The sequence below is a fragment of the Amnibacterium endophyticum genome, from assembly GCF_042680685.1.
Taxonomy (GTDB): domain Bacteria; phylum Actinomycetota; class Actinomycetes; order Actinomycetales; family Microbacteriaceae; genus Amnibacterium; species Amnibacterium endophyticum.
The window spans coordinates 49,099-60,060 of sequence record NZ_JBHUEA010000021.1 but is presented as its reverse complement, the minus strand read 5'-3'; the positions used below and the strand labels follow the sequence as shown (position 1 = coordinate 60,060).

9 protein-coding genes are annotated in these 10,962 nt (G+C 76.4%); 6 read left to right on the top strand and 3 right to left on the bottom strand.

All coding sequences use genetic code 11. The annotated features are described in order from the left end of the window. Positions 1 to 166 precede the first annotated feature (166 nt). The 6 genes from ACFSBI_RS13205 to ACFSBI_RS13180 all read left to right on the top strand — a co-directional run bounded on the left by ACFSBI_RS13205 (position 167) and on the right by ACFSBI_RS13180 (position 8,085). A complete protein-coding gene (locus ACFSBI_RS13205; RefSeq protein ID WP_377935673.1) occupies positions 167 to 1,651 on the top strand; it encodes a complex I subunit 4 family protein in 1,485 nt (494 codons plus the stop codon). Then, on the top strand, positions 1,651 to 3,006 hold the full coding sequence (locus ACFSBI_RS13200; protein WP_377935679.1) for an NADH-quinone oxidoreductase subunit N: 1,356 nt from the start codon (positions 1,651 to 1,653) through the stop codon (positions 3,004 to 3,006). Before ACFSBI_RS13205 ends, ACFSBI_RS13200 begins: the two co-directional genes overlap by 1 nt. A gap of 92 nt (positions 3,007 to 3,098) precedes the next feature. After that, positions 3,099 to 3,839: an ABC transporter permease gene (locus ACFSBI_RS13195; protein ID WP_377935671.1), complete on the top strand. Its 741-nt coding sequence runs from the start codon at positions 3,099 to 3,101 to the stop codon at positions 3,837 to 3,839. 66 nt (positions 3,840 to 3,905) lie between these two features. Continuing rightward, positions 3,906 to 5,210, top strand: a complete 1,305-nt coding sequence (locus ACFSBI_RS13190; RefSeq protein WP_377935669.1) for an O-acetylhomoserine aminocarboxypropyltransferase/cysteine synthase family protein — start codon at positions 3,906 to 3,908, stop codon at positions 5,208 to 5,210. Continuing rightward, positions 5,207 to 6,526, top strand: coding sequence for an LLM class flavin-dependent oxidoreductase (locus ACFSBI_RS13185; RefSeq protein ID WP_377935667.1), 1,320 nt, complete (start codon positions 5,207 to 5,209; stop codon positions 6,524 to 6,526). Before ACFSBI_RS13190 ends, ACFSBI_RS13185 begins: the two co-directional genes overlap by 4 nt. Before the next feature lie 92 nt (positions 6,527 to 6,618). After that, positions 6,619 to 8,085: a hypothetical protein gene (locus ACFSBI_RS13180; protein WP_377935665.1), complete on the top strand. Its 1,467-nt coding sequence runs from the start codon at positions 6,619 to 6,621 to the stop codon at positions 8,083 to 8,085. A 10-nt stretch (positions 8,086 to 8,095) separates the two neighbouring features. Here ACFSBI_RS13180 and ACFSBI_RS13175 read toward each other — a convergent pair whose 3' ends face one another. The 3 genes from ACFSBI_RS13175 to ACFSBI_RS13165 are packed head-to-tail and all read right to left on the bottom strand — an operon-like array spanning position 8,096 to position 10,879. Beyond that, positions 8,096 to 9,655: a Mur ligase family protein gene (locus ACFSBI_RS13175; protein WP_377935663.1), complete on the bottom strand. Its 1,560-nt coding sequence runs from the start codon at positions 9,653 to 9,655 to the stop codon at positions 8,096 to 8,098. Next, the gene (locus tag ACFSBI_RS13170) at positions 9,652 to 9,873 is read right to left on the bottom strand and encodes a CDGSH iron-sulfur domain-containing protein (protein WP_377935661.1); all 222 of its coding nucleotides are present in this window, start codon (positions 9,871 to 9,873) and stop codon (positions 9,652 to 9,654) included. The genes ACFSBI_RS13175 and ACFSBI_RS13170 overlap by 4 nt, the downstream gene beginning before the upstream one ends. Further along, positions 9,866 to 10,879, bottom strand: a complete 1,014-nt coding sequence (locus tag ACFSBI_RS13165) for an iron-containing redox enzyme family protein (RefSeq protein WP_377935677.1) — start codon at positions 10,877 to 10,879, stop codon at positions 9,866 to 9,868. The genes ACFSBI_RS13170 and ACFSBI_RS13165 overlap by 8 nt, the downstream gene beginning before the upstream one ends. Between the last annotated feature and the right edge of the window lie 83 nt (positions 10,880 to 10,962).

Sequence of the window (10,962 nt, the reverse complement as noted above, 5' to 3'; positions counted from 1 at the left end):
GCCTCGACCGCGCCGGCCCCGACCGCCTGATGCGCGGGTCCGGCGCGCTCGCCGCGGCGGCGGGACGCGCGGCCCGGCGGGCGCAGACCGGCCGGCTGCACCAGTACTACCTCGTCGCCTCCGTCGGCGCCGTCGTCCTCGTCCTCGTCGCCCTGGTGGTCCGCTGATGCTCTCCGTCCTGGTCCTCGCGCCGCTCGTCGCCGCGATCGTCCTCGCGCTCGCCCGCGGCCTGCCCGACCTCGTCGTCCGCGCCGCGTGGGTCGTCGTCACCGCGGCGCTGCTGGCGCTCACCGTCGCCGCGACCGCGCTCGCCCTGCCGCTGCCTCCGGGCCGGCTCGCCCTCGAGGAGCGGAGCGCCGCGGTGCCCGGCCTCGGCGTGCGCTACCAGCTCGGCGTCGACGGCTTCTCGCTGGCGCTGCTGCTGCTCACCGGCGTCGTCTTCCTCGCCGTCGCGGTCTTCTCGCTCGGCGAGCGGCACCGGCCCCGCCAGCAGGCCGCGCTCTACCTCTTCCTCCAGGCGACGTGCGTCGGGCTCTTCACGGCCCAGGACCTGATCGTGTTCTTCCTGTTCTTCGACCTCTCCATCGTCGGCATCGCGTTCTCCATCGCCGGCTGGGGGCACGGCAGCCGGCGCCGCAGCGCGCTCGTGTTCTTCCTCTACACGTTCGCGGGATCCATCGCGCTGCTGCTCGGCTTCATCGGCGTCTACCTCGGCGCCGCCCGCCCGACCTTCGACATGGCCGCGCTCGCGGCGTCCGGCGCCCTCGCCGTCGGCCCGGTCGCGGCGATCGCGGTCGTCGCCGCGATCACGGTCGGGCTCGCGGTGAAGACGCCGACCGTGCCGTTCCACTCCTGGCTGCCGCCCGCCCACACGGACGCCCCGACGATCGGCTCGGTCGTGCTCGCGGCGCTGCTGCTGAAGATGGGCACGTACGGCCTCGTCCGGGTCGCCGCGCCGATCCTGCCCGCAGCGTGGTCGGCGATCGCCTGGACCGTGCTCGTGGTCGGCATCGTCTCCGCGCTCTGGGGCGCGCTCGTCGCGCTCGCGCAGACCGACCTGAAGCGGATGATCGCCTACACCTCGATCAACCACATGGGCTACGTCGTGATGGCGGTCGGCGCGGCCGGCATCGGGGGCGGCGTGGTCGCGCAGCGGACCGCGGTCATCGGCGCGCTCGTGCAGATGGTCTCCCACGGCCTCACGACCGGCGCCCTCTTCCTGCTCGTCGGCGTGCTGCGCGACCGCCGCGGCACCTCCGAGCTCGACCGCTTCGGCGGGCTCGGCCGGGTCGCGCCGCGCTTCGCCGCCCTCTTCGCGATCGCGGCGTTCGCCTCCCTGGGCCTGCCGGGCTTCAGCGGCTTCGTGGCCGAGCTGCAGATCTTCATCGGCGCGATCGGGGCGACCCCGGTCGCGGCGCTCGCGCTGCCCGGCATCGTGCTCACCGCCGCGCTGCTGCTGCGGGCGCTGCAGCGGGTGCTGACGGGGGAGCGGACGCCGATGGCGGAGCACTTCCCCGACCTGAAGCCCCACGAGACCGTCGCGATCGGCGGGCTGCTCGCCCTCTCGCTCGCGATCGGCGTCGTCCCCGCCCCGCTGAACGGGCTCGTCGAGCCGGCCGCCGCGCACCTCGTCGACCTGCTGCACCGGTGATGGACTACGGCCGGCTCGCGCCGGAGGTCGTCGTGCTCGCCGGCGCGCTCGCCGTGCTGCTCGGCGGCTCGTTCCTGCCCAGGCGGCGGCAGCGGCTGCTCGGGCCCTTCGCCGTCGGAACCCTCGCGACCTCCGCCGCGGTCGCCGTCCTGCAGGCGGGACCCGCCACGACGATCTTCGACGGCACCTGGGCGCTCGGGCCGGTGACGACCGCGATCCGGCTCGTCGCCGTGCTCGGCTGCGCGGCCGTGCTGCTGCTCGGCGCCGCCGAGCGCGCGGGCTCGCCGCGGGAGAGCGAGACCGTCGCGCTCATGATGCTCTCGACCCTCGGCGCGACGGTGCTCGCCGCGGCCGACGACCTGCTCGTCGTCGTCACCGGCTACCTGCTCGCGAGCGTGCCGCTGTACGGCCTCATCGGGATCGGCCGCTCGGCGCTCGCGGCGGAGGCGGCGGTGAAGACCTACCTGCAGGGCGCGCTGTTCGGGGTGCTGCTGCTCGGCGGCACCGCGGTGCTCGCGGGCGCCGGGGCCGGCACGGACTACGCCGCCCTCGCGAGCGGGCTGCCGGACGCGGCGCCCGCACTCGTGGCGATCGGTGCGGTCGGCGTCGCCCTCGCGCTGCTGTTCGAGGCCGGGGCCGTGCCCGCGCACTTCTGGGTGCCGGACGCGGCGCAGGCCGCCTCCCGCCAGGCCGCCGCGTTCCTCACCGTCGTGCCGAAGGTGGCGGCGCTCGTCGCCCTGCTCCGCTTCGTGCAGGTCGTGCAGCCGGCGCTCGACCTCGCGCTCGTCGTCGCCATCGCCGCCGCGGTGTCGATGCTGCTCGGCGTGCTCGCCGCGTTCTGGCAGGAGGACGTGCGGCGGCTGCTCGGCTGGTCGACGGTCGGGCAGGCGGGGTTCCTGCTGCTCGCCGTGGTCGGGACCGACGCCCGCGCCCTGCTCGTCTACGCCGCCGGCTACGCGGCGGCGAACCTCGCCGTCTTCGCCGTCGTCGCGGCGCTGCCCGGACGGACGACCGTGGAGGGGTGGCGCGGCGCCGGCCGCGCGCACCCCTTCCTCACCGGCGCGCTGCTCGTCGGCCTGCTCGCGCTGGTCGGCACGCCGCCGACGAGCGTGTTCCTCGGCAAGGTCGAGGTGTTCCGCGCCGCCTGGGCCGCGGGGCAGGGCTGGCTCGTGGTCGTCGCGGCGGTCGCGACCGTCGCGAGCCTCTTCTACTCCCTGCGCTGGATCGCGAGCGCGCTCCGGCCCGCGCCGCGTCGCGTCGCCCCGGAGCGCGCCGAGCCCGTCGCCGCCGCGACCGCGCTCGTCCTCACGGTGGTCGTGCTCGGCTTCGCCGCGCTCGTCCCGCTGCTCGCCTGAGCAGGACCGCGTGCCCGGCCGTGCCACGCTGAGCAGCAGGGCGGCGCCTCGCAGCGCCGCCCGTGTCGCTGAGCGCTGCACAGGAGACGCCCATGGACCGCCTCGTGCCGACCCTCGCCGCGCTCGTGCTGCTCGGCGCGCTCACCGCCGGCGTGCTCGCGCTCGCCGGCGTCCCCGGGCGCGCGGGCCCCGCGCTCGCGGTGCTGCGGGCGGTGCTGCAGCTCGCCGCGATCTCCTTCGTGCTCTCCGGCGTGATCACGAGCATCGGCTGGACCGCGCTGGCGCTCGCCGTGATGCTCGGCGTCGCCAGCTGGACGTCGGCGCGCCGCCTGGGCGGCCTGCACCGCTGGCCCGTCGCGGCCGGCGCGATCGCCGCCGGCGCCGGCGCCGCCCTCGTCGTCGTCTTCGCCACCGGTGCGCTCGAGCCGTCGCCCCGCTACCTGCTGGCGATCGGCGGCATCACGATCGGCAACGCGATGGCGCTGACGACGCTGTCCGGCCGCCGCTTCCTCGAGGCCGCCGGGGAGCGCTGGGACGAGGTGGAGGGCTGGCTCGCCCTCGGCGCCCGCCCGGTCGAGGCGACGAGCGGGCTCGCGCGCGGCGCGGTGCGCACGGCGCTCGTGCCGACGATCGACCAGACGCGCACGACCGGGCTCGTCACCCTGCCCGGCGCCTTCGTCGGCGCGATCTTCGGCGGGCTGCCGCCGCTCGAGGCGGGCCGCTTCCAGGTGCTCGTGCTCGCGTCGATCCTCGCGGCGGGCGCGCTCGCCGCCGTCCTCGCGGTGCGGGCGCTCGCCGCCCTCGACCGCCGACCGGGTCCGGCCTCCCCGTAGCGGGCGCCGCTGTCGCGCGCGGTCACATTCCGCGCTCCGCGACACGGCGTCCGCCACCCTGGTGGCATGCCGGAGCTCGGGTTCAGCACGCAGCAGGTCCACGGGGGAGTGTCCACCGACCGGGAGCACGGCGCGCGCGTCGCGCCGCTGCACCTGTCCGCCGGATTCGTCTTCGACGACTTCGACCAGGCGGAGGCGCGCTTCGCCGGCACCGTGGAGGGCTACAGCTACACGCGCCTCGGCAACCCGACGACCGCGGCGGTCGAGCGGCGGATCGCGCTGCTCGAGGGCGGCACGGAGGCGCTGCTCGTCGGCACCGGGCAGGCCGCGGTCACCGTGGCGGCCCTGTCGCTGCTGCAGGCGGGCGACCACGTCGTCAGCGCGAACAGCATCTACGAGGGCACGCGCAACCTGTTCCAGCACAACTTCGCCCGCCTCGGCATCACCGTCGACTTCGTGCTCGACGCCGCCGACCCGGCGGCGTGGGCGCGCGCGATCACCCCGAGCACGCGGTTCCTGTTCGGCGAGGGCATCCCGAACCCGAAGAACGACCTGCTCGACATCCCGCTGGTCGCCGAGGTGGCGCACGCCCACGGCCTGCCGCTCATGATCGACAGCACGCTCGCCACCCCGTACCTGCAGCGGCCGCTCGAGCTCGGCGCGGACGTGGTCGTGCACTCCGCCAGCAAGTTCCTCGCCGGCCACGGCACCGCGCTCGGCGGCGCGATCGTGACCGGCGGCGGGTTCGACTGGGCCGCGTCCTCCTCCGCGCAGCTGATCGAGCCCGACCCGTTCCTCGCCGGGGCGAGCTTCGCGGAGCGCCACGGCCGTCGCGCCTTCATCGCCTACGCCCGCGACGTCGTCGCCGCACGGCTCGGCCCCGCGCCCGCGCCGTTCAACGCGCACCTGATCGGGCAGGGGATCGAGACCCTGTCACTCCGCGTCGAGCGGCAGTCCGCCACGGCGCTCGCGGTCGCGCGCTGGCTCGAGACCCGCGACGAGGTCGAGTCGGTCGACCACGCCGGCCTCGCCTCCAGCCCCTCCCACGCGCTCGCGCGGCGGCTGCTGCCGCGCGGCCAGGGCTCCGTCTTCGCGTTCACGCTGCGCGGCGGGCTCGAGGCGGCGCGCCGCTGCTCCGACGCGCTCGTGCTGTTCAGCCGGATGACGCACCTCGGCGACGTGCGCTCCCTCGTCCTGCACCCGGCGACGACGACCCATGCGCACCGCTCGCCCGAGCAGCTGCACGAGGCCGGCATCGGGCCCGGCCTGCTGCGCCTCTCCATCGGCGTGGAGGACCCCGACGACCTGCTCGCCGACCTCGAGCAGGCGCTCGCCACGATCCCGGCGCGGGGCGCGGCGGTGACGCCGTGAGCCGGCCGCAGCACTTCGGCTGGTTCTTCTCCCGCGGCTTCGGACCGCAGGGCTGGGCGCGGCCGTACTGGGAGTGGGACTGGGCCTGGACCGAGCCGCAGCTGTACCAGCAGTCGGCGCGCGAGCTCGAGCAGGCGGGCTTCGAGCTGCTGATCATCGAGGACGCCCTGTCGCTCGGGAACCCGGAGACGCTCGACCTCCGCACCCGGAAGGCGTACGGCGGCCCGAAGCACGACCCGCTGATGCTCGTGCCGTACCTGTTCGACGTCACCCGCCACCTCGGCATCACCCCGACGATCAACGCCGGGGCCACGCCGCCCTACCTCGCGGCGCGGCAGGCCGCGACGCTGCAGGGGCTGTCCCGGGGCCGCTTCGGGCTGAACGTCGTGACCGACACCGGCAGCGCCCGCCACTTCGGCGCCGAGCAGATCGGCCACGACGCCGCCTACGACCGCGCCGACGAGTGGACGCACCTGCTGCACGACCTCTGGCACGGCTGGGACGACGACGTGCTCGTCGAGGACGCGGCCACCGGGCACTACGCGCGCGGCGACCGGCTGCGCACCCTTCAGCACGAGGGGGAGTGGTTCCGCGTGACCGGGCCGCTGAACGCCGTGCCGACGCGGTGGGGCGACCCGGTGATCGTGTCGCCGGGCGGCAGCCCGCCCGGGCTCGCCTTCGCGGGCACGCACTCCGACGTGCAGCTGGCGCTCGCGCCGCTCGACGTGGCCAGCGTGCGCGACTACCGCGCGAAGGTCCTCGGCGCGCCCGGCGTCACCCGGCGCGCGCCCGGCGACATCCGCATCCTCTTCGTCATCAAGCCGGAGCTGGTGTCGAGCCCGGAGGAGGCGGATCGGGTCGTCGCCGCGTCGCAGCACCCGGACGACGCGGCGCTGCGCGAGGTCGCCGAGGCCTGGTCGAGCGACCTCGAGACCGACCTCACGACCCAGGACCTCGACCGGCCGCTGGACCGCAGGATCTTCGCCGAGCACGTCTCCGCCGGCACGATCCGCGGCCTGTACGGCAAGGCGGCGGACGCCGAGGAGGTGCCGCTGCGCGAGCTGCTCGCCAGGAAGGCGCGCAAGGGCCGCATCCTCGACCGCACCGGTCTCGTCGGCACCGCGGACGAGTTCGCGGACCTGATCGAGGAGTTCGGGGACGACGCCGACAACGACGGCTTCATCCTCTCCGGCGACCTGCACCCGGTGACGCTGCACCGCATGCTCGACGACCTCGTGCCGATCCTCCGGCGCCGCGGCATCCTGCGCCGCGGCTTCGGCGACGGCGGCCTCCGCGACCACCTGCTCGAGTTCTAGACGCGGATCCGCGGGGCCCGCACGTCCGCACGAGCGCGCGGAGGACGTGCGCCGTTCACCCGCCGGCCACCCGCGCGGTCCAAGGTCCGCGGGTGCTCGCGCGCCCCGCCTCCCGGCCGCGCGGCGCCGCGCTGCCCGTGGCGGTCGTGCTGCTGACCGCGGCCTTCCGGCTCGCCGTCGACCTGCGGTCAGGAGGGCTGCTCGGCGCGGGCAGCATCGACGACGGCGTGCACTACGCCGCCTCCGCGGCGCTGCTCGCGGGCCGGGCGCCCTACCGCGACCTCCTCTTCCTGCATCCGCCCGGCGTGCTGCTCGCGCTGCTGCCGTTCACCGCCGCGGCCCGCGTCGTCGGCGACCCGGCCGCGTTCGCGGCGGCGCGGCTCGCCGGCATCCTGCTCGGCGCGGTGAACGCCGGGTTCGTCGCGGTCGTCCTGCGCCGCCGGGGCGCCGCCGCGCAGCTCGCCGGCGCGGCCGTGTACGCCTGCTCCTGGCCGGTGGTCTTCGCGGAGCGCACCGCGCTGCTCGAGCCGGTCGGCTGCGCGCTGCTGCTCGCCGCCCTGGCGCTGGTCGTCGACCCGCCGTCGCGGCGCCGGGCGGCCGTCGCCGGCGCGCTGCTCGGCGCCGCGTGCGCCGTGAAGCTCACCTTCGTGCTCCCGGCGCTCGTGGTCGTGCTCGCGCTGCGTCGGCGGGCGCCCGTCGCGGCCCTGGCGGCGACGGCGGTCGCCGCGGCCGTCTGCCTGCCCTTCCTGCTCGCGGCGCCGGAGGCGATGCCGCGGATGCTCGTCGCCGACCAGCTCGGCCGCCGCCGCATCGTCCCGCTGCTCGGGGTGCGGCTCGCCGCGATCACGGTCCCGCCCCCGATTCCCGGCGTCCCGCAGCGTGCCGTGCTCGGCGCCGTGCTGCTGCTCGCGACGGCCGCCGTGATCGTGGGCCTCGCGACGCCCGGCGCGCGCCGATTCGCGGTGATGGCCGTCGCCGAGATCGCCGCCCTGCTGGCGGCGCCGTCCTTCTACGGGCACTACGCCGTGCTCGCGCTGCTGCCCCTGTCGGTGCTGGTCGGCACCGCGGTCGGCCGGACGCGCCGCGGGCTGCCCCGCGCCGCACCGAGGGCCGTCGCGACCACCTGGGTCGCGGTCCTGGTCGCGGCGGTCGTGCTCGGCGCCTGGACGCCCGCACGTCTGGCGAAGCTGTCCGATCCGCCGCTCGAGGCGGGCATCGCCGACGCCCTCCGCGCAACGGACGGGTGCGCGACCGCCGACGCCGCCACGACGCTCGTGCTCGCCGACGTGCTCACGCGGGACCTGCAGCGCGGGTGCGCGGTGCGGCCCGACGTCACCGGCTGGCAGTACGACCCGGCCGGCCGCACGCCGGGCGACCCGCCGCTCTGGCCCGTGGACGACCCGGTCTACCAGCGCGTGACCGCGGACTGGCTCCGGTCGGGTTCCGTGCTCGCGCTCACGCACGACTCCGACGGGCTCTCCGCCGCGACCCGGGAGCGCCTGCTCAGCGGCCCCGTGCTCCACCGCGGCGAGCAGGTCGTGGTCGCGCGGACCCCCTGAGCGGACGGACTCAGGCCGAGGTCGGGCAGAGCCGGTCCGCCTCGCCCGCCTGCTCCCGCACCGCTCGTGCCGCCTCGTCCCAGAACGACCAGGGCCGCTTCACACCCCCGATGTCGCGGTACTCCGTGCGCCCCGTCCCCGCCCAGAGGACGGTGCCGCCGACGCCCGCCGCATGGATCGCGACCCGTACGGCCTCCGCCGGGTCCGGGACGTCGTGCACGACCGCGCCCGCACCACGGGCGCCGCCGACCACCATCGCCCGGATCAGGTCCGGGTCCTCGAAGCGGCTGTGGTGGTCGTGCACGACCACCACGTCGGCGAGCGCCGCCGCGACCGCGCCCATCGGGGCCCGCTTCGACGGGTCCCGGTCGCCGTCCGCGCCGAACACCGCGACCAGCGCACCGGTCGTCAGCGGCCGCAGCGCGCGCAGCGACTTCTCGATGGCGTCGGGGGTGTGGCCCACGTCGATGAAGACGGCGGGGTCGACGGAGCCCGGCACGCGCTCCATGCGGCCCGGCACCGCCGCCCGAAGCGGGCCGCGCCGGAGCACGGCCTCGATCCGGGCCGGAGCGACGCCCGCCTCCACGAGCATCGCGATCGCGAGCCCGGCGTCGACCGCCTGGTGCGCGCCGAGGGCGTCGAGCGCGGCCGGCATCCGCAGCCCGTCGGGACCCTCCAGGGAGAACGAGGTACCGACCGCGGTCACCTCCACGTCGGCCACGGTCCAATCCGCTCGCGGGCCGGGGTCGGACGCGAGGGTCCGCACGGGGATCGCCGCGGCGTCCGCGAGCCGCCGCCCGGGCTCGGTGTCGACGCACACGACGCCGCGGCCGCTGACGCCCGGCTCGAACAGACGCGCCTTCGCGGCGAGGTACGCCTCCATCGTCCCGAAGTCGTCGAGGTGGTCGTGCGTCAGGTTTGTGAAGCCCGCGACGTCGAAGCGGAGACCGCTGACGCGGGCGCGGACGAGCGCCTGCGCGCTGACCTCGAGCGCCGCGGCGCGCACGCCCCGCTCCGCCATCCGGGCCAGCATCGCGTGCAGCTCGTCGGCCTCGGGGGTCGTCAGGCGGCTCGGCACGTGCTCGTCGCCGGAGCCGCGCTCCGCCGTGCTGCTGACGCCGGCGGGGGTCCCGAGCCGCTCCAGGAGGTGCTCGAGCAGGTGGACCGTCGTGGTCTTCCCGTTGGTGCCGGTCACGCCGAGCAGCAGCGGCATGCGCTCGCGGGTGCGGTGCACCCACGCCGCGACCTCGCCGAGCACGGCGCGGGCGTCGTCCGCCACGAGCAGCGGCAGGCCGGCGCCGGCGGCGAGCTCCGCACCGCGCTCGTCGGTGAGCACGGCGACCGCGCCGACGTCCCGAGCACGCTGCACGAAGTCGGCGCCGTGCGCCGCCCCGCCGGGCAGCGCGGCGAAGAGGTCGCCGGGTCGCAGGTCCTGGGTCCGCGCGGCGAGACCGGTCACGGCGACCCCGGCGAGCACGCCGCACGCCGCCAGGCCGAGGGCATCGGCCAGCTCGCCGAGCGGGCGCGGGACGGGGCGCTCCGGTCTCAGCAGCCCCGGGGCGATGCTCACGGCTCCGGGGTCTCCGGCTCGGTGACGAAGCCGATCAGCTTGTGGGTGCCGTCGCACCAGGGCTTGATCGTCGACCTGCCGCAGCGGCACAGGGCGACCGTGCGCCGGTGCCGCTGCAGCGGTCCGCCGTCCGGGGTCTGCACCTGCACGTCGCCGCGGACGAGCAGGGGGCCGTTCGGGCAGGCGGTGATCAGCACGGGCTGCGACCGCTCAGGCACGGGCCGCCTCCTCGGCGCGCAGCGACGACTCGCCGGCGGCCCAGCACGCCAGCATGTGCTCGCCGGGCAGGCCGTCGACCAGCAGGCAGGCGGCCGCGCCGAAGAGCACGTCGTCGAGCAGCTCCGGCTCCGCCTCGACCAGGCCGCCGGCCAGGTCCCGCGCGGCGATCTGCTCGTGCACCGCGTCGGCCTCCACGTGCTCGTCGAAGTAGGCGGTCGCGTCCTCGCCGAACCCGAGGCGGCGGAAGGCGTTGGCGGTGAAGCGGTTGGGGATCGACGAGGTCATCTCGAACGCCGCGAGGTGCCCGACGATCGCGCCCCGCAGGCGGCGGTTCAGCCCGAAGAGCGACATGGCGTTCAGGGAGGCGAGCACGACCGCCGGCACGCGGTCGACGTAGGCGCCGTAGGCGTCGTCGAGGCCCGCTGCCCGCATCGTCGCCGCGAAGATCGCGGAGTGCATGCGGCCGGGGCGGCCCGCGCCGTACTCGTCGGACTGGATCTCGACGAGCGCCGCCTTCGCGCGGCCGTTCAGGCGGGGGATCGCCCAGCTGTGCGGGTCCGCCTCCTTCAGCGTGTAGATCGAGCGGTGCACGAGGAACTCGCGCAGCTGCTCCTCCGTCGCCTTCCGGGCGAGGTGCCGCGCGAGGCTCGGGCCGCCGTCCTCGGCGGTGAGGGCGAACAGGGCCTCCGCGACCGCCTCGGCCGTCGGTTCGGGCCGCTCGGGAGGGGCGACGGCCGCGCGCAGCGCCGCTTCGAAGGCGGCCTCGAGACGCCTCCGAGCCCGGTTGAGGTCCGCATCCCACTCCAGGTCGTCGTCGACCCCGGCGAGCCCGCCGTAGTGCGGCTCGTAGAGGCAGAAGAGGGCGAGCTGCAGGTCCTCGTCGCGGAGCGGATCCGCCCCGCGCCGCAGCGCGGCGTCGACGAGGGGATCGAGAGGGGCGGGAGCGCCGGTGAGGACGGCGAGCACGCCCGCGCTCAGCGGGCCTCGAGGGTGCGGCGGGGACATGGGGCGCTGGGTGACGCCGGCGTCCCCGAGCAGAGCGGCGGGCACCGCGCGACCCTATGTCGTGGACCGTGCTCCATCATGTG

Coding starts and splice junctions, on each gene's coding strand:
- ACFSBI_RS13205 (WP_377935673.1), top strand. CDS start 167: ATGCTCTCCGTCCTGGTCCTCGCGCCGCTCGTCGCCGCGATCGTCCTC.
- ACFSBI_RS13200 (WP_377935679.1), top strand. CDS start 1,651: ATGGACTACGGCCGGCTCGCGCCGGAGGTCGTCGTGCTCGCCGGCGCG.
- ACFSBI_RS13195 (WP_377935671.1), top strand. CDS start 3,099: ATGGACCGCCTCGTGCCGACCCTCGCCGCGCTCGTGCTGCTCGGCGCG.
- ACFSBI_RS13165 (WP_377935677.1), bottom strand. CDS start 10,879: ATGTCCCCGCCGCACCCTCGAGGCCCGCTGAGCGCGGGCGTGCTCGCC.
- ACFSBI_RS13190 (WP_377935669.1), top strand. CDS start 3,906: ATGCCGGAGCTCGGGTTCAGCACGCAGCAGGTCCACGGGGGAGTGTCC.